Below are 20919 nucleotides of genomic sequence, written 5' to 3' on the forward strand. Positions count from 1 at the left end.
TGATGAGCGACGAGGAGCGCGGCGACTCCCTGGCCGACCAGGCCGCCGCCTGGATCCCCCCGTGGGAGCGCATTCCGCCCAAGCCCGACCCCACGGACGAGCGCTCGGGACGTGCCGATCGATCCGAGCCCGAGACCTTGGACACTGACCGGCCACCGGAACCGGAAGCTGACCACGATCTCGATCCCTCCACAGATCTTGGAAGCAATGGGCCCCCCGAGGGGCCGAATTCTTCCAAGATCTCGTCCGCGGGCGAGCCGCACCGAGATCTTGGTACCGGGGCGCCCCTGGAGGGGCGGGACCGCACCAAGATCTCAGGGGAGACCTCGCACGGCGACGAGGAGGGCGCTTCCGGCGTACCTCCGAAGCGTTCACGCCGGCGGGCGGCGCCGGAGCCGGCGCCCGCGCCCGTCCTGGACGACGCGGAGCTGCGCGGCGCGCTGGAGGCGATCCTGCTGGTGGTGGACCAGCCGGTCAGCGAGCTGGTGCTGGCCGAGGTGCTGGAGCAGGCCCCGGAACGGGTCGGCGCGATGCTCGACGAGATCGCCGCCGGCTACACCTCGGCCGGGCACGGGTTCGAGCTGCGCCGCGCCGCGGGTGGCTGGCGTCTCTACACCCGGCCGGAATACGCCACCTACGTCGAGCGGTTCGTGCTGGAGGGGCAGTCGGTCCGGCTGACCCAGGCCGCGCTGGAGACACTCGCCGTGGTCGCCTACCGCCAGCCGGTGACCCGGTCGCGCATCTCGGCCATCCGGGGTGTCAACTGCGACGGGGTGCTCCGTACCCTGGTGGGTCGCGGCCTGGTCGAGGAGTGCGGCACCGAAGCGGACAGCGGTGCGTTCCTCTACCGGACCACCACCATGTTCCTGGAGAAGCTGGGGCTCAACTCGGTGGACGACCTGCCGCCCCTGGCCCCGTTCCTCCCCGACGACGTAGAAGAGTTTGCCGATGCGACGCGATGACCGTGCCCCGAAGCCCGACGCCCCCGTGTACGAGAGCGCCGAGCGCCTCCAGAAGGTGCTCGCCGCCGCGGGGGTGGGCTCGCGGCGGGCCTGCGAGGACCTGATCTTCCGGCGGCGGGTCACGGTCAACGGCCGGGTCGCGCAGCTCGGTGACAAGGCCGACCCGGCACGCGACGTGATCCACGTCGACGGCGAGCGGCTCCAGGCCGACGTCCGCCTCGTCTACGTGGCGATGAACAAGCCGCGCGGGGTGGTCACCACCATGGCTGACGAGAAGGGCCGCACCGAGCTCGCCGACTTCATCGGCGCGCGGCTGGAGCAGCGGGTCTACCACGTCGGGCGACTGGACGCCGACAGCGAGGGCCTGCTCCTGCTCACCAACGACGGCACCCTCGCCCACAAGCTCATGCACCCGTCGTACGAGGTGCTCAAGACCTATCTCGCCGAGGTGGCCGGGCCGATCCCGCGCAACCTGGGCAAGCGGCTGACCGGCGGCGTCGAGCTGGAGGACGGGCCGGTGAAGGTCGACGGGTTCAAGGTGGTCGACACGCTCGGCAAGACCGCCCAGGTGGAGCTGACCCTGCACGAGGGGCGCAAGCACATCGTCCGACGCCTGATGGCCGAGGTGGGACATCCGGTGTCCCGGCTGATCCGTACCTCGATCGGTCCGATCAAGCTCGGTGACCTGCGCACCGGGCGGCTGCGGCGGCTGACAAACGCGGAGGTCGCCGCCCTGTTCAAGGCCGTGGGTGACTGACCGGAGACGTTCGGGGTGGGGCGCCCGGTAGGCTTCGACGCGGTCCGCGGGCCGGCGCGCACGCGCCCCCGACGGTCGCCCGCGCGGCGCGGGCATGATTGACGACGAGAAACCATCCGCTCAACGGCGTCGCTCCGTGACGACCTGCGAGGTACGGGCTGAGGAGGACAACGGTGGAGGAAAAGGTACCGGCCGGGCGTTGCGTGGTCGCGGTGGACGGGCCGTCCGGTTCGGGCAAGTCCACCGTGTCGCGGCGACTGGCGGTGAGCCTCGGCGCCCGCTACCTCGACACCGGCGCCATGTACCGGGCGCTGACCTGGGCGGTCCTGCGCTCCGGCGTCGAGCTGACCGACACCGAGTCGGTGGCCAAGGTCGCCGGTGAGGCCGACCTGCGCATCGGCACCGACCCCCAGGGGTACGCGGTCACCGTCGACGGTATCGACGTGTCCACCGACATCCGCGGCCCGGAGGTGACCGGCGCGGTCTCCGCGGTGGCCGCCGTGGGCGCGGTCCGGGAACTGCTGGTGGACCGGCAGCGGCGGCTGGTCGCCGAGGCGGGCCGGATCGTGGTGGAGGGCCGCGACATCGGCTCGGTGGTGACGCCCGACGCCGACCTGAAGGTCTACCTGACCGCCTCCGAGTCGGCGCGCGCCCAGCGGCGCAGCGCCGAGGACGCCGCCGACGTCTCGGCTACCGCCGCCGACCTGGCCCGTCGGGACCGGCTCGACTCGACCCGCACGGTCAACCCGCTCCAGCAGGCTCCCGACGCCGTGGTGCTGGACACCACCGAGCTGGGCATCGACGAGGTCGTCGCCCGCCTGCGTGACCTGCTCACCGAGCGGGGTGTGGCATGAACGGGTTCTCGCGGGCGCCGCAGGCGCGGACGAAGGGTGACTCGGCATGACCGACGACTTCGGTGGCTGGGTGGAGCTGCGTGAGCCGGAGGCCGAGGCCGACGAGCCGACCGGCCCGCAGCCCGTGGTGGCCGTGGTCGGCCGCCCCAACGTGGGCAAGTCCACGCTGGTGAACCGCATCATCGGCCGCCGCCAGGCGGTCGTCGAGGACATCCCCGGCGTGACCCGGGACCGGGTGCCGTACGACGCGCAGTGGAACGGCCGGGCGTTCACCGTGGTGGACACCGGCGGCTGGGAGCCCGACGCCAAGGACCGGGCCGCCGCCATCGCCGCCCAGGCCGAGGCGGCCGTGGCCACCGCCGACGTGGTGCTGTTCGTGGTGGACGCCATGGTCGGCTCGACCGACGTGGACGAGGCCGCGGTGAAGATGCTGCGGCGCAGCGCCAAGCCGGTGATCCTGGTGGGCAACAAGGCCGACAACACCACCATCGAGATGGAGGCGACCGCGCTGTGGTCGCTCGGCCTCGGTGAACCGTTCCCGGTGTCGGCGCTGCACGGCCGCGGCTCCGGCGACCTGCTCGACGCCATCATGGCCGCGCTGCCCGAGGCGCCGCCGATCGTGGAGAACCGGCCGCGCGGGCCGCGTCGGGTGGCCCTGGTGGGCCGGCCCAACGTCGGCAAGTCCAGCCTGCTCAACCGGTTCTCCGGCGAGGAGCGGGCGGTGGTCGACTCGGTCGCCGGCACCACCGTCGACCCGGTGGACAGCCTGGTCGAGATCGGCGGCGAGACCTGGCAGCTGGTGGACACCGCCGGCCTGCGCAAGCGGGTCGGCAAGGCCAGCGGCACGGAATACTACGCCAGCCTGCGTACCGCTTCGGCGATCGAGGCGGCCGAGGTGGCGGTGGTGCTGCTGGACTCCAGCGAGGTGATCAGCGAGCAGGACCAGCGGATTCTCACCATGGTGGTGGAGGCCGGCCGGGCCCTGGTCATCGCGTTCAACAAGTGGGACCTGGTCGACGCCGACCGCCGCTACTACCTGGACAAGGAGATCGACCGGGAGCTGCGGCGGATCCCGTGGGCGATCCGGCTGAACCTGTCCGCGCAGACCGGCCGGGCGGTGGACAAGCTCGCCCCGGCGCTGCGCAAGGCGCTCGCGAGCTGGGAGACCCGGATTCCCACCGCGCAGCTCAACCAGTGGCTCACCGCACTGGTCCAGGCCACCCCGCACCCGGTGCGCGGCGGGCGCGCCCCGCGCATCCTGTTCGCCACCCAGGCCGGGGTGGCGCCGCCGCGGTTCGTGTTGTTCACCACCGGCCCGCTTGACGCCGGCTACCAGCGGTTCGTGGAGCGCAAGCTGCGCGAGGAGTTCGGCTTCGAGGGTAGCCCGATCGACATCTCGGTGCGTCCGCGCAAGAAGCTGGGCCCGGGCGGTCGCGGCAAGGCGCACGGCTGAGCGGTGCCACGAAGAAGCCGCCGGGGCACTCCCCGGCGGCTTCTTTCCTAGGACGCTTTAGGGGGAGTGACGCCGACCCCGTGCGGTCGCCGAGGGGCCCTGTGCGTACGGTGCGAAGATCTTGCGCTAAGCTGTACCGGCTGCCGCGGGCAACGACGCGCGGGGGCATCGGGACGTGGCGCAGCTTGGTAGCGCACTTGACTGGGGGTCAAGGGGTCGTCGGTTCGAATCCGGCCGTCCCGACAAAGAAAAAGCCCTGACCAGCGGAAATGCTGGCCAGGGCTTTGACTTTCTTCTATGGAGATTTGAACCGCCCCCCGAAAACCCCCCGTTTACGTGGTGCGGCAACCAAGTTCGTCATCGGTGTGCATCGTTCTCTCCTGACGATGATCCTTGGCTGATCGGGTGGCTGCCGAGCCGTTCGAGGATGCCGGACACGTCTGGGGCTTGTACCGGCTTGGCGATGTAGTAGGTGTCGGTGACCTCCTCGCTGGAGTGCCCGAGCTGCGCCGCCGCGCTCTTGGTGTCGGTCTCCTCCTTGATGAGGGTGGCGACGGTCTTGCGGAAGGTGTGCGGGGTGACCCAGTCGAGGTCGGCTTCGGCGCGGGCCTGGCGCCACTGACGGCGCACGTTGTTGGGTGAGAGCCAGGTGCCTCGTCGAGAGGCGAAGATCGCGTCGTGGGGGTTGTCCGCGGCGGTGAGCTTGCGGGCCATCAGCATGCCGACCGCGAACCGGGGGAGGACGACCCTCCGGTAGCCGGCGTCGCTCTTGGTCCAGGGCTGTCGGATGAAGCCCTGGCCCTTGATGAAGACCAGCGTGCCGCAGATCGTCAGGGTTGGTCGTTCGCTGGCGAGGTCCAGGTCCTCCCAGCGGAGGGCGAGGATCTCGCCGATACGGGCGCCGGTGGCGAGCATGAGGTCGACGACATCGGCCAGGTCGCCGCTGTGCCGAGGCCCGGGCTTGCCAGGGATCGGCCGCTGCCATTCGCGGATGGCAGCGCGGACGGCTTGGAGTTGCTCGGGCGAGAGGACGACGACGGTGCGGCGGGGTTTGCGGAGTCGGCCGGTGTCGCGGACCGGGTTGGTGGGGATGGCACCGTGGCGTACGGCCAGAGCGAACATCTGACTGAGTACGACCTTCACGCCTTTGGCGGCTGAGGGGCGGTCCTTGGCGATGTCGCGCAGGAACCGGTCGAGGCGTCCGACGCTGGCTTCCCGGACTCGGAGGTTGCCGAGGGCGGGCAGAATCGAGGTGCGGACGCTGGTCGCGTATCGGTGGATGGTCTGTTGCGCGATGCGCTGCTCGGCGGTGATTTCTTCGACCCATAGTTCGGCGAGGGCGCTGATGCGGGTCTCGCGGGTGATCTCGTCGTCGGTGGGGGTGGCACGGTCGCGGAGTTTGACCTTCAGGGTCCGTTCGGCGGCCGGGCCGGTGGTGTCGGTGACTTCGATGTCGCGGGTGATGCCGTCGTAGTCGCGGAACCGGGCGCGGGCCCGGAATCTTCTCGGGCCGAGTTTCTCGATCCGGATCTTTCCGGAGGTGCCGATGGCCAGTTCAGGTCGGGCCATGGTTCACCGCTCCGCGTCGGTGTGGTCTTCGAGCCAGCGCTCGACCTCGCTGCGCCGGTAGCGCAGGGTGTTGCCGACGCGGATGGCGCGCGGGCCCTTACCTCGGCTGTGCCAGGCGTAGAGCGTGTTCTTGGGCTTGCCCAACCAGGCCGCGAGGTCGTCGATGGTCAGAAGCGGGTCTGGCCGCCATTCGGAGGCGGCAGGGCCGTTCATGACCCGTCCAGGACATCGGTCGAACCGGACTGCTGGCACCGCGTCGTGCGGCTGGCAGTTGGCCGGCGGTCGTCGGCGCCTGGTCTGAATTCCGGGCGGGGTCGGGGTCGGGGCGGGCATGGATCGTGCTTCCTTTCGTTAGCCCGGCGTTGCTGGGGCCGGGGGGTGAACGGGGTCGTCGCTACGACCCGCGCGGGCGCGGCATCTGACAGCTGTGGCCGTCTATCCATCCGTTGCGTCCCCCAGGGGTCAAGCCAAGGGCTGGGCTCGTCCTCGAAGAGGCATCGCAGGCTCTGTATCGATCGCGGACACGGACGGACGGCGTCCCCCTGGTCCTGTGGACCCCTAGAGGGCGGACAGAGGGCGTCAGTCGAGGCTTCACTCGGCAGTTGCGAGAGGCGGTACGTCCCCATACCGAGCTGGGCGTGGAACCGTGCGAACCGGATCGCGGTGCTCGTGCGCCCGGTCAGCTCGATGCAGATTGGAAAGTTCTGGAGTGTTCTCATCGTCGATGGCCTTTCGATCAGGTTGATGTGTGGGTTGGCGCTGGTCGTGGTCTGCGAAACGCGGGCACATGGAACCGGTGACCTCCTTGCGCGAACGGGCATGCGCCGTTGGCCCGCCGAGCGGAGAGGCTCGGCAGGCTGTCTGGAGTGAACGGACGGCCCGCCGAGATCGGCGGGCCGTCATCTGTCGGAGAGGTGCCTGGTGCTCATGCCGGTGGCGCCGTCATTGGCCGGACAGCGGTCAGCCCCGAGGCTGGCGCCCGTGTCTGCGCTGACGACTCGTCAGGCTGGGTGGCTGCTGCCCGCGAGTCGGCGCAACGCCTGCCCCGTCCCGGGGTAGGCGAGCCGCAGGGTGTAGGCGGCGAGTTGGACGGCCCACCAGGTGAGGGCGAAGAGGTAGCCGACCAGCAGTGCGCTGCTGGTGTCGCTGGTGAAGACGATGGCGTAGCCGATGGCGAGGCCGGGGGCGGTGATGGTGCGGATGGTGCGGCTTCGGCTGGCAGTCAGGGCGGTGGCGATGCCGAGCAGTGCTGTTCCGGCGCTGCCGATGAGGCCGGGCATACCGGTCAGGTCGACAGGTGGGGTGAGGGTGATCGCCGCGCGCATGAGGCAGATGCCGACGGCGGCGATGGCCGCGGACAAGGCCGCCGGGCGGGTGCGCGCGAGCCAGCTGGACAGTTGCGGAGTCGCGATGCGCGGAGCGGTGGCAGCGATGATCGCCGCGCAGGCGGCGAGGGGGAGCGCGGAGCCGAGGGTCCATTTCAGGTATGGCTCGTAGCCGTACTGGACGGCGGTGCCGGTGGCGAGCCCGTAGAGGGCGGCGGCGGTTGATCCGCCGATGGCGGCGGCGAGGTATCCGCGTCGGATGAGATGGCCGGTGGTGGGTTCGGATGTGGCTGGGTCGGGGGTGCCGGCGAGCCAGGTGGTGGGGGCAAGGTGTGCCACGGCGAATGCGGTGAGCATGGTGAGGGCGCCGGCGATGCCCAGTTGAGGCAGGGAGAGGCGGACGCCGACGACCTGCACGGTGTTGATGGTGGTGACGTCCGCGGTGAGGATGGCCTGTAGGAGCACGGTGAGCGAGCAGGCACCGAGGACGATGGCGCTGGTCAGGTCACGGATGCGGAGCCGGACTCGTGGCAGTGCGGTGTCGCTGGCGGTACTTGCCCTCTGGTGGTGGGCTGCGGTGAGTGCCAGGGCGCCGTCAGCGAGGGCGTGGGAGTGACCGTTGAGGGCGGTCGGAGTCTGTCCGGTGACGGCCGCGAGGTGTTCCTGTAGGCCCGGGATTGCTCCGGCTTCGCGGTAGATCACGTGGCTGAGGTGCTGCTGGCCGATGTCGGCGGCGTCGAGGATGCCTTGCACGGCAATGGCGGCCTCGTCGAGGAGGGGCTGCGCTGCGGCGGCGACGTCGTTGCGGGTCAGAACGGCCGGTGGGCGGGGCGCAGGCAGGAGAACGGGTGCGCGTTCTTGGGTTGAGAGGGCGGTCCTGGCCTGGCGGATGGACTGCAGCAGTGCCGTGTCGGCTGGTTCGGGCGTGGCCTCTATCTCGGTGCGTTGTGAGGCGTCGTTCGCCGTGCTGCGCAAGAGGTGCTGTGCGAGGTCTCGGTCCAGGTCACGGCTTGGGCTCACCTGGCGGGTGGCGAGTTCCTGGTAGCCGTCGGGGCGGACTTGCAGGACAGTCAACGTGATCGGGTGCCGCTCGGCATCGCAGATCAGCAGGCAAGCGCCATCCGTGACGCGGCCAGCGGTCGCGAAAGCGGCGAGTGCTGCTGGCGCGGTGACCATGGCCGGTGCGGGGAGGCCCGCCCGGGCTGCCGCGTCGGTGAGATGCCCCCGTCGGCGCGGTCCCCAGGACGATGGAATGGTCACGGTCAGCGCGGCGACGGGTACGCCGACTTGGCGGACTGCCTGGTCAGCCACATGCCACAGCTGCCCGGCGAGCAGGTGTATGGCGTCTACAGGCGGCTTGGCGTCAGCCGCGTGTACTAGGTCCACGGGGTCGCGGATGAACAGGTGATCCGCCGAGGGCTCCGGCGGCTCGGCGACGCCGGGGTGTAGTTGACCGGCAGGGTCGACCACGATGCCGTGCGGCATGACGATGCGGCCGTTGAGCATGACGGGGATCCGGGTGCCATCGCGGTCGACAGTGGCGGCGATTGCCGACGAGGTGAGATCGATCGACAGTCGAGTGCCCCCGCTTGGCATGCGAGGCAGTCTCTCCCGAGCGGGGAGTAGATCGTCAACTCCGTTCTCGTCCGGTGATCGATTGTGCGCGCATGGTGAGAATCCTTCCTAACAGGATGGCCCTCGATGGGTATCGCCGTGTATGCGAGAGGAAAGGGATCTATCAAGCGGGGGGACGGACAGATGTCGCAGCAATCCCCGGACAGCGGCAACCGGCTAGCCGAATACGCGCGTCCCACGGTGTACGTCCCGCCCGTGTCGACATCGCCGCGCGACACAGCGGGGCGGGTGTCCTCCGTGATCCGACCGGTCCGGGCCACCGTGGCCACGGCCGTGTTCCTGGCCGGGGTACCGGCGTTGCTGGTGTCCCTTGACGGCAACCCGCTGCGGAGGTGGCCGTCCTGGGCGCAGCTGGTGGCATGGTTTGATCAGCCGAACGAGCGGTTCACCTCGACCGTCCTGGCCGGCGCGGCTGTCTGGGCGGTGTGGCTGTTGTGGGGCGTGCTCGGGTTGCTGCTGATCGCCGAACTGATCGCACTGGTGACCCGCTGGCGGATCCCGGTGCTACGGCTTCCCGCACCACTGCACCGGCTCGTGTTCGGCCTGGCCGGCACCGCGGCGATCGCTGTCACCTCCGTCGGTCAACTGAACGCCGGCGGCGTTCGACCACCGGCGGCCGTCGATGCGGCTGAGGCAGTGGCTATTCCTCAGCAAGCCCTCGCGCAAGGACCGGCCCTGATTCAGGTCGGCAACACCCGCTACCTGTACACCGTCGAGCGACACGACACACTGTCGAAGATCGCCAAGGAATGGCTCAATGACGCCGGCCGCTGGCCGGAAATCTGCCGCATGAACAAGCACCGGCACTTCCCCCAGGTTGGCGGCACGCTGCGTGACTGCGACTTGATCTACCCGGGCTGGGAACTGCGGCTACCCGCCGATGCCCAACCTCCACAGACCGCCAGCCCGGCCCGCCGACCGCGCTCACCGCGACCTGGCACCGTCGCCCCCTCCCCGCCTCCGAGCAACCTGCCGGAAGCGCCGCAGTCCACCGATCCGCCCACACCGGAAAACCAAGAGACGGATGCCACGCCCAGGAGCTCTTCGCCGACCGCACCCACCGCAGCGGATTCCGGGTCACCTACTGACGCTCCCACCTGGTCTTCTTCTTTGCCGGAAGCCGACGGCACACAACATCCGGGGGACACCGATCACCAGCGGGGTCTGCAGCTGACCTCCGCGGAGTGGCTGCCCTGGTCACTCGCCGCCGCCATCAGCGCGGCCGCAGTCCTGGTGTGGCGGCAGCGCCGGCGCCGCTACACCGGTGACCCCCACGACGATCCACCCTTTGACCTACCGGCCCCGGTGGCCGAGCTGCGCCGTGCCGTGGTCCGAAACCCCGAACTCCCGCACTCCGACGACGGGGCACCACTGGCCACCCTTGTCCCGCTGCCGTCCGGTGGCGTCGGCCTCGTCGGCGACGGCGCAGCTACCGCCGCCCGCGCCGCCCTCGTGGCAGTGCTGGCTTCCGGGGGCCCGCAACACCCCGACGCGCGTGGCGAAGTCGTCATCGACGCCGCAACCTTCGCCACGCTGCTCGGCGCAGACATGACGACGGTCAGCTCATGGCCGCGCCTGCACATCACCGACACCCTCGACGACGCGCTCACCATGATCCAGACCCTGCTGCTGCACCGCAGCCGCCTTCTCGACGAGCAGACGCTCACCGACCCCGATGAGCAACTACGACCCGAGGCTCCGGAAGCAGAGGGTCTGCCTCCGGTCGTCCTCATCGCCGAGACACCAGCCGCAGCAGCCGAAGCCCGCATCAAGGCGGCTCTGGCCGTGGGTGCCAGCAGGCAGGTGTTCGGGGTGCTACTCGGTGAGTGGCACCCCGGCGTCACCATTGACATAGCCCCAGACGGACGGACCACCCTCAAATCCGGTCAGCCAACCGAACCGCTACCGCCGCGTCTACCCGTGCTCGAACCCAGCACAGCGATCCAGACCCTGACCGCGCTGCGAGAAGCGCAAACCGGCGAACCTTCAGCGACAATCTCGCCAGCCGAACCGGCCGCGGTCGTTGCCCTACACGCCAGCCGAAACGACACCGCCCCTCAGGACCAACCCGCGCCGATCCCAACCCCCTCCGACGCCGTCGCCGGGAAGGCCCGACTTCGAGTGCTCGGCCCGCCGCGGATCGAGGGCATTACCAAACCGGGACGGCCCTTGCGCGCCAAAGCCCTCGAACTCGCTGTCTTCCTGGCCTGCCACCCCGACGGCGTCACCACCCGTGACGTCGGCGAATACCTCGAACCCGACGCCCGGCTCAGCCAAGCAGACCAACGCGTACACACCAACGCTTCGAACCTGCGACACGTCCTCGGCCGCGCCGGTGACGTCGAGACGAAGAACGCCTACGTCATCAAAAGTGCCGGCCGGTACCGACTCGACCCGACGACGGTCGACGTCGATGTGTGGACCCTCCGAGACCTCATGCGTCACGCCACCATCGCCACCGGACCGCGACGCCACGAGCTGTTGACCGCCGCCTGCGAGCTCTACGATGCGCCGCTGGCCGAGGGGCAGGACTACGAGTGGCTTCAGCCCCACCGCGAGACGGTGCGCCGCTGGGGCACCGAAGCCCACCTGCTCCTCGCCGACGACCTGCTCAACCCAGACCCGCAGGCCGCATCCGACCTGCTGGACAAAGCCATCGTCCTAGATCGGTACAACGAAGCCCTCTACACCAAGGCCATGCAAGCCCGACACGCCCTCGGCGACGTCGGCGGCATTCGTACGCTGCTGCGCGCCCTCACAAGAGCGCTTGCCGACCTCGACACTCAACCGAGCGAAGACACGATCGCACTTGCCGCCCGGCTCGGTGCGGAGTTCACTCGTAGGTGACCCGAACATGTCACGGTGCCACGATCCGTGAGCCCGGGGGACAGCGACATGACGCATCGGATAGCCGCCCGGTGCGGACCCACCAAACACCCTAATGACTGGAGCCTCGACAACTCTCCGGTGCCGTGCGGCGGCCGATGTGACGTGACGTTCACCGAGCTCAGGTGGCGTCCGGATCTGGCCGACATCAGTGCGCTCGAAGTCGAGCCCGGTGCGGGAGTCGCGAGTGCCGACGGTCCCTGCTGGCCGGTGCTATACGTTCGCTCAGCTCCGGAGCCTTCCATAACGTAGAGCCGTGGATCATACGGTGCCGGTTCTTCTGCTCGGCCTTGATGGCGTGCTGAATCCGTTCGCCGCCCCCATCTGCCTTGACGGTCACCAGGAACGCGTGCTTTTCGAGGGTGAAGAGCCTGTGCGCTCTGCCGGACGCATGGCGACTGGATCCATGAGTTGGCGGCCGTCGGCGACCTGCAGTGGGCAACCGGCTGGGGTGAGAATGCCAACGAGATCTACCTGCCCCTGCTCGGGGCCGAGCCGTTGCCTGTTGTTCAGTTTCCGTCGGAACCGATCGAGCCTGAGCTCAAGGTTCCGGCGGTCGACGCAGGGTGAGTGACGCGCCGGCCGCCGACGGCAGGCAAGAGGCGTGCGCCGCGCGTCCATACTCGTCGAACTGATCTCATTCGTCTCCCGAGAACGCGCGCGGCGGCGATGCGGATCTCCGTACCGGTGTGAACGGCAAGGAGGACACCGACGGGATGGCGGCTGGCGTTGCTCGCCTCTGGTGAGGCAAGCGCAAGATCAGTCTCTCAGAATCAGCAGAACGCTCCTGGGATTGGGGCGGTGGACGAGACCACGACGTTCCAGTTCTTTGACTGCTGCGGTACGTATGCCTTTGACCTCGCGCCTGTCGAGGCGAAACTCCGCCATCATCCACGGATAGAGCGGCTCGCGACAGACCCGGCATCCGTCCTCGATCGTGGCGTGTTCCTGAATGAACTGGTAGACGGCCTCCGCGTACCCGGACGTCCTCGGCATGAGTTCCTCCTCCGAGCCCAAGGTAGAAGCTACAGCTACGCCTGGCCGATCGGTATCGCTCTCGTGGCGGAGCTCCGAGGGCCGTGTCCAGTGATCCTGCGGCTTGGCGGTCGAGCATCCGCTGGCTCTCACGCCCAGCCATGCCTCCTGCCTACTCTTCTGCCGCCCTCCGAGTGGGCAGCCGGCGGGAGGCATGTGCGAGCCGGTCAGCTCACCGCAGGGCCGTCGAGATAGCCGACTTCGGTCGAGCCCGACGAGACGCGGACGCAATACCCCCAGCGGCGTAGGACCAGGGCGACCTTTGCAGCGCCGGCTGGGTTGGCGGAGTGGACGTTGATGACACCGACGTCAAAGGGGCGCTTGTCGAAGGCCGCCCGTTCCAGGACCTCCACGACCGGCCAGATCGTGTCATCCTGGCCGAGGTCATGGTCCAGCCACAGTTCGTCCAAACGCCGGTCCCGGTACCGACCGAGGAGTTCAACTCCGGCGTCGCTGGTGCGGGCCACCTCGGCGGCACGGCCATCCACGAACGAACGTAGGTCATCCACCAAGACGATCCTTCGGCCAGCATTCACTCGATGATGATGCCTGGCACCGTCGCGGCCCGGCATTCGGATTTGGCCGCGATCCGGGTGCCAGTCCACGCCCACCGATCACTCGTCGCGAGTAGCGGACATAGGTCGTCGAGCTGCACTGGAGGTCGATGGTTGAGCAGGCGTGAGGGCTACGGTCCCTGGCAACCGGTATTCGAAGGTATCGACTACCCGAAAGCGTAAAACGTGCTCTTCTCAAGCAGGCTCCTGGACGATCCGCCGGATCATGGCGATCTGGCCATTCCAGCTGCTCAGCCGAGTGATCTTGACGACGTCGCCGGTCTGCGGAGCTTGGATGATGAGTCCTTCGCCGACGTACATGCCGACGTGGCGTGGGTGGGCGGAGGTGCCGTTGCTGCCGGGGACCAGGATGAGGTCGCCGGGTAGCAGGCGCGTCGGGCTGGCTACTGGTGTTCCGGTGTTGGCCTGTTCGGTGGTGGTGCGGGGGATGGGGATGCCGGCTGCTCGGTAGGCCGCTTGCACCAGAGATGAGCAGTCGCACTGTTTGTTGCGGTCGTTGGCGTGCGGGTCGGTGCACGAGCCGCCGAAGTGGTAGGGCGTGCCGAGCTGGGCAACGGCCCAGAACACCGCGGTTGTCACGGCCGGCGGGGTGTTGGAGGGAAGCGCGAATCCGGCCGGTAGGGCGGCAAGCGCCTCGGTGGCGCAATCGGCGAGGGTGCTGGTGAGTTGTCCCACCAGGCGGAGGGCATCGTTGGTCCATTTGGCGTACGCGTCGGGGAAGGCCGAGCCTTGAACCGCCTGGGCGGCCTGGGCGAGCGGCATCGACTCCCAGCCGGAGATCGTGAGGAGCTTGTCGAAGAACTTGCCTGCTTGATATGCGGGGTCGGACAGTTGCGGGACGGTGCCCCATCCTTGGCTTGGGCGTTGTTGGAACACCCCGATGGAGTCGTGGTCGTTATGGGCGCCTCGGTGGGGCAGGTTGCGGAGGCGGGATTCCTGCATGGCGGTGGCGAGGGCGATGACCCAGCCCCATCGCGGGACGCCATTGGTGACGCCGGTGTCGATGATGGTCGCGGCGATGCCAACTTGCTCGGCATCCCAGGGGCCGGCGGCAGGCGGTCGCCCGGAGGGATACATGTTGGGTGTGGCGGCGATGCCGCACCCGGTAGAGCCGCCGCCCATGATGGCCGTCAGCAGGAGCATGGGCAGGCCGAGGCAGGCAACGACGACGAGGCTGACAATGCCGGTGATGGCTCTGGTCATGGCGGCGCCTCTCAATACGGCTGGGGACGGCAGATCGGATAGGAGCCGTCGTGAGCAGGCTCATCGGCGGCGTGGCAGGCGCGTTGCGTGGAGGGCTCTCGAAGGTGGTGAAGCGGAGAATGGCCGTGGGCCGCCCACGTGGGCGGCCCACCTCAATCGCTCGATGGGCCGATGAGTGTGCGGCGCGTCAACACCGACTGACCTCAGACCCCTGTACCTCGGTTGTGCCTGGACTGGTCCTTGGCTGTCTGGTCCTCGGTGATACGGCGGTAGATCGCGATGCATCGGAGGATCAGCTCGTGTGATGGCAGGGCCAGTAGCCGCTGCCTTTTGTCCTCGCGGAGCTTGTCCCAGATGAGGACGGTGACGGTGGCGGACCACACGTCCACGAGCACGCCGTCGATCTTGGCGTATTGCCGGGCGGCGACGATGCGTCGCAGCGTGTCGATGAGCGTGGCGTCGCCTGGCGGGTGGTTGGCGTCGTCGGGGCGGGCGGCTTCGGGTAGCAGGGTGTAGCAGTCTTCGCAGGTGTAGTCGATGCGCGGCGGGTTGTCGGTTTCCCATCGCTGCACGTCGGTGGCGGGTAGGCCACATGCCGACTGCCGTAGATCGCGGGGGTGGCGGAGGTGGCCGGTCATCGGCGGGTCCTCTGGTGTGCATTGAGCCTTCGGGTGCGGGGCGGTGTCACGTGAGGTGTCCGTTCCTTTGGGCTGGGGCAGCGGCGCGGTGACCGCTGCCCCGGAGGCGATGGATGTGGCGGTCAGACCTTCAGGAGGTCGAAGGCGGCGATTTTCAGGTCGCCGGCGTTGCCGGTCAGCACTCGGTTGGCGCGGATGAGGTCGTTCTTGGCGGGCTGGTAGTGGTCGAGGTATTCGGTGATGGCCTGGTAGCCGGCCCACCGGCTGCCGGTGATGGCTTTTTGGGTGTCGGCCTCGCGGATCAGGTACTTGAGGGTGCCGAGGCGTTGCTTGGCGTTGTTCTTGGCCTGCTCGGACGCGGTGTCTTTGACCGGCCATACCTGCGCGACGACGTTTTCGAACTCGCGCATGGTCAGGTCCGCGTTGAGCATCCGTTCGGCGGCTTTCTCGAAGGTCTCCATGTAGGTCCACATCAGGCCCAGGGCTTCGCGGGCCTGGCTGATCTGGGAGTTGACGTTGGAGGTGTGCCGGAAGGTGTAGTGGCCGACGGTGTGCTGGAAGGCGGCGCGTTGGGTGTTGGCGCAGACCACTCGGATCGGGCTGGCGTCGACGCGTAGGGCGGCGCTGCCGTCGTGGGAGGTGGTGCCGATGAGGTACAGGTCGAGGCGGTCCACCCCGGCGATCTCCATCGCGTCGGGCAGTTTCATCGTGACGAACACGCTCTTGCCGCGGCGCAGGCTGCCGGCGGTTTCGAAGTGGGCGCCGCCGATCTGGTCCACGAGTCGGTCGAGCATCTCGGCGCACTGCTCGTTCTGGACCACCGTGTAATCGGTACCGACGATGCCCAGGTATTCGGTCTCGCCGGTGACCGGGTTGCGGCGTACGGTCATCCGCTTGTCGTCGGCGGGGACCTGCACCTCGACGCCGTCGACAATGTCGATGCCGACGGTGCGGATGGTGCGCACGCCCCAGTCACCGAGGCGGGCGGCGGCCATGATCTCTTCGGCCTTCATCGTGTCCTGGGTAACGGTGCCGAGCTGGTGCCAAGCCGATAGGCGCGCGCTGGCAAAGGCAGTTGTTCCGTCGGTGAAGGTCTCGAGTTCGTGCGGCACGGGGGATGCTCCTCTCGATGCGGTGCGGGGGCCGAGCACGCGGCTCGGCCCCCGCAGGGAAGTGGCGTTGGTCAGGACTGGTCGGTGCTGCCCGCGTCGGCCTCGACGGGGCTGTCGCTGTCGGGTTGCACCGAGTGGACGAAGGTCAGCGGCGCCTCGGAGACCAGGACGATCCGGCCGCCGGCGGCGGCCTTGGTGCAGTTGTTCCGCACGGCGCCGGGGCTGATCGCGCGGCCGAGTTGGCCGGCGAGCACGGTGGCGATGTCCTGCGGGGTCATTTGCCGGCCGGGGTTGGCGGCCAGGACGTCGAGGGTGAGTTTTTCCAGTTCGCCGCGGCCGAACGGTTGGCTGCCGTCGGCGTTGACGGTCCCGTCACCGCGCGGGCCCTTGCTGCGGGCGACGCGCGGCGTGCGGCCGGGGGCGCGCATCGGCATGGCGACGATCTGGGTTTCGCCTTCTGGGTCGACGATGTGCAGCGTGCCGTCCGGTCGGATCAGGGGCAGCATCGCCGCGGCGGCGATCGGCATGCTCGTGTGGCCGCGGATGACCTGGGAGCACAGCGGGCAGCGGGGCGGCTCCGGATTCGGGTCCACCTCGCTGGCTCTGGTCGGGCCGGTGACCCACCGCTCGGGCAGGCCGGGCAGTCGACGAGCGGCGTCGGCTTGCTCCATCGCGGTCAGCAGCCGGGACGCGGTGGCGTGTCCGATGCCGCTTTCGGCCACGATCAGGTCGATGGTGGAGCCGGCGTCGCCGTAGTCGGCCAGGACTCCCTTGATGGCCATGACCTTGCGGTCACCGGGTCGCGCCGGCTGTACCGCAACGACGGCGGACCTCTCATCGGCCTCGCTGCTGTCGTTATCGTGTCCGCGGCTGTCGTCCTGGTCGGTCTCGTCTACCGCTTCATCCGGCGCCTTGTCCGCGTGGTCGATGCGGGTTTGATCAGCTGCGCTGGTGTCGCCGGTGGCGGGCTCGCTGGCTCCGGTGTCGGTGTCTGATCCGGTGAGCTGCTCGCTCTCGTCGACCCCGGCGGTCTGCTGGTCGCCGAGGTCGACGGCGGCATCCGGTTCTGGTGTGTCGGTGCCGTCGGGGATGGGCAGGGCCCACCGGGTGGGTGCGCCGTCGGCCGCGTCGGCGTCGGTGTCCACCGGCACGATCAGACCGGCATCGGCCAGGGTCTTGAGTGCCTTGTCGGTGGTCGAGCGAGCCTTACCGGCGCGGTCGGCCAGCTCGTGGACATCACCCTGACCAAGATCGGTTAGGGCGTCGAGTACGGCCTGCGCTGCAGGCGTCAGGGACAGGTTTTCCATGGTGTTCCTTCCTTGGGGACGTGGTTCGGGATGCTCGGCGCGAGTGGGACCGCCCGGATGGTGGGCCGGGTAGCGGGTGATAGCCGGGGCCGCAGGCGCGCGTCAGGGGGTGCCGTGCCGTGCGAGGTGCGGCAGTCGCCGCGCGGTGAAGCGCGCTGCGATGGGATGGCGGTCGACTACCGGCCCGAGGTGGTGGGCGAGCATGCTGCGGGCTGCAGGATGTAGAGGCGGTCCTCGGTGCGGTCTCGGTAGATGCCGGCGTCGCTGTGGGACAGCCGCACCGAGCTGACGCTGTCGGGTAGCCGGAGCCGGGCGTCTGAGCTGCCGACCCTGATGTGGGCGGTGTGTCCGGCGAGGTTCTGCGCGCGGCACGAGTCGGTGTGCGGCAGGACGACCAGCACGGTGTCGCCGGGGTCGACGTAGCGCCGACGTACCTGCTGCCCAGGGTGGGTCAACGCGTAGGCGGTCCGCGTCTCGTCGCCGATGAGGGCGTCGATTCGAGCGCGGGCGTTGCCGTACTCGCGGGCCAGGTCCTGGATCGTCTTCGCCGTTCCGGTGATGGCGGCGGCGGATGCGTGGAGGTCGTCTTCGTTGAGGAGCCTTGTGCGCAGGTGGTCGACGGCGAGCAGCAGCTCGTCGCGTAGGTGTCGGAGGTTGTCGGCAGCCTCGGGTAGGTGCGCGGCGGCGGGGATGGGGTCGACGGCATGTTGGTCGAGGGTGCGGCCGGTCGCCGCGGTGATCCAACGCTCGAACAGGTTGAGATGCGGCATCACATTGCCTCGCGTCAGTCGGTGAGGTGGGCGAGTTCGGCGGGGGTGAGCTGTGCGGGGGTGCGGTTGTGCCAGGCGTCGGAGTGGCGCAGGTGCCACCAGCGCAGCAGCGTCCGGCAGGCCGAGGTGAGCTCACCCCGGATCGGCAGTTGATACACGGCGGCGAGCGGGACCTGATGTTCGCGGGCGATGTAGGCGGTCGGCGCCCATCCCGGTTCGGTGTGGGTGACCTCGCCGACGATGCGCTGCGGGTAGGGGATGTCGAAGGAGGCGGCGGCTTCGGCGTCGGGTATCACCAGCCAGGTGTCCGGATCCTTGCGCTGCAGAGTCGCGACGCCATGCGACGGGTCGCAGCGTCGCAGAAGCAGGTGTCGCTCGTCGCCTTCGTTCATCGGCCGGTGGTTGCGCCAGGCTCGGTAGCAGGCAGTGAGTGTGACGCCGAGGACGGTGTGCCGCTCGCGGGCGACGAGGGCGTCGGTGAGGATGTGCTGGTGACCAGGTAGGTAAAGGCCGGCGCGGGCGGCCAGTCCTTGTCGTGCCTTGTTGGCGAGTACGCCCAGTCGGGTGAGGGCTTGGTCGAGGTTGGTGGTGCTGTCGGTGAAGTCGAGTGCGGTCTTGTGTAGGAGGCGGGCGAGGTCGCCGATCGGTTCGGGGGTGGCGGTGTCGTGGCGCCACTGTTGCTCGGGGAGGACGTCGTTGGTGTCGGCGGCGATGCGCCGCAGCACCGGATCGGTCAGGAACATCAGGGGTCTCCTTCCAGCGGTGTGGACATGGCGACGGCCGGTCGCAGTGGGGCTGCGACCGGCCGTGGTGTTGCGGGTGGGGGAGGGTGTCAGGCGATGGTGACGGCGCATAGCCGCGCCCGTGGGTCGAGGCTGCGTAGATAGGCGCAGGCGTCGTTGAGGAAGCGGAACCGGTCGGCGACGGAGCCGCCTGCTGCGGTGAGGAGGCGACCGTCGGTGGTGATCAGCGCATCGCCGACCAGGGCGACGCGCCAGTGCAGGCCGGTGTAGGTGGCTTCGCCGGCTTGGTAGGCGGGCAGCTCGTACGGGTCGAGGTGGTGGGCGAGCATCGCCAGGACGCGGGGCTGCTGCTCGAAGCGTCGGCGGGCCTCGTGTGCGCTGACCTTGGCGGGGTCGGTGTGGTGCTGGGCGAGGTAGTCCTCGAATGGCCGGGCCGCGGGAGTGGTCGCGGCGACGTGGGTGTGCCAGGCGCGCCAGCGCAGCGCGGCGTCGTGGGCGGCGGTGGCGGCGGTGCCGGTCAGGTCGAGGCGGCTCTTGCGGCCGCCGGCGGCGAGGGTGATCGCGCCGAAGCGGCGGGCGGCGTCGAGCAGGTAGTAGCCGATGAAGCGGGTCAGCCAGCCGATGAGGCGGCGGTGTCGGACGCGGTAGCGGCGCGACGGCGTGCCGTTGGCCTGCAGAAGGTCGTGGACCTTTTCCGAGGCGGCGAACCAGTCGGCGTCCTGGCCGGGGGCGAAGCAGACGGTGATGACCTGGTCGGTGAGGGATGTGTTGGTGGGGGCGGGCATGACGGGGTGCTCCCTTCGCGAAGGCGTGGTTCGACTGCGGGGGTGTGGTGCCACCGGGCTGCGGCGTCTGTGCGGAGTACTGCCGGGAACGGCGCGGGGCGGGGTCACGGGGCCGACCGGATGGTGGGCTGAGGGTGATCCCGCTGGCGCGGGCAGGTCCGGGGAGAACAGACGGGCGGCGGTGCGAACAAAAGAGAAGAAGCTGCACCGTAGCGCCGTGACCTGACAGCACGCCCTCGACCAGCGACCGTGATGATGTCCCCTACCTGCGTTGACAGGTTCCGGCTGGACGGCTGACAGGCCGTGTCAGAGGTTGAAGACTCCGTCGTCGAAGTTGGGATTGTCCGCCACCGGCTGACCGTGGTCGGTGGGTAGCTGCGCGAGTCCGACTCGGCCGGTGGCGCCGGCCGGCAGCCACACCGCTTGCGCCGGGTCCGTCTCGTGAGTGGCGGTGGCGACGAGGACGTCGCCGCGTCGACCACGCAGGAGCCGGTGCAGGTGTTCCTCACGGGCGGCGCTGCCGAGCCAGAACAGCACCGGGTACCGGATGCCGACGCGTCGGGTCAGGTTGGCGTAGCGGTCGAGTTTGCCGGCCAGCCGGCCCAGCGGCTCGGTGCCGGTGTCGGCCTCCAGCCAGAACCCGACGCTGGCGCCGGCGGCGGTCCAGATGCCGTGGCCGTCGGCGGTGATGGTGCGGAACTGCCGGGTAGTGGTGCGCTCCGACCACCACCGGTCCAGACGCGCCTCGGGATGGTTCCGGGTGTGGGTCTTGAGCCGGACGAAGAACTCGTTGACGGTGAGCAGGTGGGTCAGGGTCGGGCTGGCCGATACTCGTTGCACGGCTTGCCGGCTCGCCCGGGCGGTCGGCTCGGGGCGTTCGTGGGCGGCGGCCTGGAAGCGGTGCCCGTTGTGGCCGAGGGTCCAGTGCCACGGCAGGCTGCCGCCGCCGGTGCGCGCGAACCGGAACCGGTCCAGCAGGCCCAGCCCGTACAGCTCACTGAGGCGGATCTGGCAGGTACGTCGGGCCAGGAAGAACAGCTGGTGGATCTGATCGGTGGTCAGGACGTGATGGTCGTCGAGGAGTTGGAGTAGCTGCCGGTCCCGCCTGGTGATGTGCGGGTAAATGGCCAGCAGGTCAGCAGATCGTGATTGCGGCATAGGTGGTCACCCCTGCGGAGGGAGTCCCGGTAGGGAGTCTGGACGAGTTGATCTCGCGGACAGGCCGACGGCAGGCCGGGTACGGGCAGGCCAAGCGCCTGACAGGCCGGTGGGGGAGGGCTCGGGTGAGGTCTCGTCTCGCCGACACCCCC

Annotated in this window: 19 protein-coding genes and 1 tRNA gene; 7 read left to right on the top strand and 13 right to left on the bottom strand. The window is 69.3% G+C overall.

Translation table 11 applies throughout. The features are described 5' to 3' along the window. Positions 1-2: 2 nt before the first annotated feature. The 5 genes from scpB (at position 3) to C8054_RS24885 (ending at position 4269) form a co-directional block, all read left to right on the top strand. A complete protein-coding gene (gene scpB, locus C8054_RS24865) occupies positions 3-962 on the top strand; it encodes an SMC-Scp complex subunit ScpB (RefSeq protein WP_107160809.1) in 960 nt (319 codons plus the stop codon). Beyond that, positions 949-1719, top strand: coding sequence for a pseudouridine synthase (locus tag C8054_RS24870; RefSeq protein WP_107160811.1), 771 nt, complete (start codon positions 949-951; stop codon positions 1717-1719). The genes scpB and C8054_RS24870 overlap by 14 nt, the downstream gene beginning before the upstream one ends. Before the next feature lie 173 nt (positions 1720-1892). Next, on the top strand, positions 1893-2573 hold the full coding sequence (gene cmk / locus C8054_RS24875) for a (d)CMP kinase (protein ID WP_107160813.1): 681 nt from the start codon (positions 1893-1895) through the stop codon (positions 2571-2573). 46 nt (positions 2574-2619) lie between these two features. Continuing rightward, a complete protein-coding gene (der, locus tag C8054_RS24880; RefSeq protein WP_107160815.1) occupies positions 2620-4026 on the top strand; it encodes a ribosome biogenesis GTPase Der in 1407 nt (468 codons plus the stop codon). Positions 4027-4195: 169 nt separating this feature from the next. Further along, positions 4196-4269: transfer RNA gene (locus tag C8054_RS24885), tRNA-Pro, on the top strand. Positions 4270-4383: 114 nt separating this feature from the next. On the opposite strand, the gene C8054_RS24890 is transcribed toward C8054_RS24885, so the two are convergent. From C8054_RS24890 to C8054_RS33140, 3 genes are all read right to left on the bottom strand, one after another. Further along, positions 4384-5595 (bottom strand): site-specific integrase, encoded by a 1212-nt coding sequence (locus C8054_RS24890; RefSeq protein WP_107160818.1) that lies wholly within the window; start codon positions 5593-5595, stop codon positions 4384-4386. Positions 5596-5598: 3 nt separating this feature from the next. After that, entirely contained in the window at positions 5599-5808 is a 210-nt protein-coding gene (locus tag C8054_RS24895; RefSeq protein WP_030504821.1) for an AlpA family transcriptional regulator, read from the bottom strand. Positions 5809-6596: 788 nt separating this feature from the next. Then, entirely contained in the window at positions 6597-8516 is a 1920-nt protein-coding gene (locus tag C8054_RS33140; RefSeq protein ID WP_107160820.1) for an Hsp70 family protein, read from the bottom strand. 162 nt (positions 8517-8678) lie between these two features. Between C8054_RS33140 and C8054_RS24905 the strand changes: the two genes are divergently transcribed. Both C8054_RS24905 and C8054_RS32105 read left to right on the top strand, forming a co-directional pair. Next, positions 8679-11402 carry a LysM peptidoglycan-binding domain-containing protein gene (locus C8054_RS24905; protein ID WP_107160822.1) on the top strand — a complete coding sequence of 908 codons (2724 nt, stop codon included), beginning with the start codon at positions 8679-8681 and terminating at the stop codon, positions 11400-11402. Positions 11403-11852: 450 nt separating this feature from the next. Further along, complete coding sequence (locus C8054_RS32105) at positions 11853-12011, top strand: hypothetical protein (RefSeq protein WP_158273882.1); 159 nt, start codon at positions 11853-11855, stop codon at positions 12009-12011. Positions 12012-12200: 189 nt separating this feature from the next. Here C8054_RS32105 and C8054_RS24910 read toward each other — a convergent pair whose 3' ends face one another. The 10 genes from C8054_RS24910 to C8054_RS24955 all read right to left on the bottom strand — a co-directional run bounded on the left by C8054_RS24910 (position 12201) and on the right by C8054_RS24955 (position 20767). After that, positions 12201-12437, bottom strand: coding sequence for a hypothetical protein (locus C8054_RS24910; RefSeq protein WP_107160824.1), 237 nt, complete (start codon positions 12435-12437; stop codon positions 12201-12203). A 206-nt stretch (positions 12438-12643) separates the two neighbouring features. After that, complete coding sequence (locus tag C8054_RS24915) at positions 12644-13012, bottom strand: cyclic-phosphate processing receiver domain-containing protein (protein ID WP_107160827.1); 369 nt, start codon at positions 13010-13012, stop codon at positions 12644-12646. A 213-nt stretch (positions 13013-13225) separates the two neighbouring features. After that, a complete protein-coding gene (locus C8054_RS24920) occupies positions 13226-14254 on the bottom strand; it encodes a C40 family peptidase (RefSeq protein ID WP_107160829.1) in 1029 nt (342 codons plus the stop codon). 203 nt (positions 14255-14457) lie between these two features. After that, positions 14458-14892, bottom strand: a complete 435-nt coding sequence (locus tag C8054_RS24925) for a hypothetical protein (protein ID WP_107160831.1) — start codon at positions 14890-14892, stop codon at positions 14458-14460. Positions 14893-15014: 122 nt separating this feature from the next. Then, positions 15015-16004, bottom strand: a complete 990-nt coding sequence (locus C8054_RS24930; RefSeq protein WP_107160833.1) for a DUF932 domain-containing protein — start codon at positions 16002-16004, stop codon at positions 15015-15017. Positions 16005-16075: 71 nt separating this feature from the next. Further along, positions 16076-17311 carry a MarR family winged helix-turn-helix transcriptional regulator gene (locus tag C8054_RS24935; protein WP_107160836.1) on the bottom strand — a complete coding sequence of 412 codons (1236 nt, stop codon included), beginning with the start codon at positions 17309-17311 and terminating at the stop codon, positions 16076-16078. A 176-nt stretch (positions 17312-17487) separates the two neighbouring features. Beyond that, the gene (locus C8054_RS24940; RefSeq protein ID WP_107160838.1) at positions 17488-18081 is read right to left on the bottom strand and encodes a hypothetical protein; all 594 of its coding nucleotides are present in this window, start codon (positions 18079-18081) and stop codon (positions 17488-17490) included. Positions 18082-18095: 14 nt separating this feature from the next. Continuing rightward, a complete protein-coding gene (locus tag C8054_RS24945; RefSeq protein WP_107160840.1) occupies positions 18096-18824 on the bottom strand; it encodes a hypothetical protein in 729 nt (242 codons plus the stop codon). 89 nt (positions 18825-18913) lie between these two features. Next, positions 18914-19609, bottom strand: coding sequence for a hypothetical protein (locus C8054_RS24950; RefSeq protein WP_107160842.1), 696 nt, complete (start codon positions 19607-19609; stop codon positions 18914-18916). A 306-nt stretch (positions 19610-19915) separates the two neighbouring features. Further along, complete coding sequence (locus C8054_RS24955) at positions 19916-20767, bottom strand: replication-relaxation family protein (RefSeq protein ID WP_107160845.1); 852 nt, start codon at positions 20765-20767, stop codon at positions 19916-19918. Positions 20768-20919: the final 152 nt, after the last annotated feature.

The sequence above is a fragment of the Micromonospora sp. RP3T genome, from assembly GCF_003027925.1.
Classification (GTDB): domain Bacteria; phylum Actinomycetota; class Actinomycetes; order Mycobacteriales; family Micromonosporaceae; genus Micromonospora.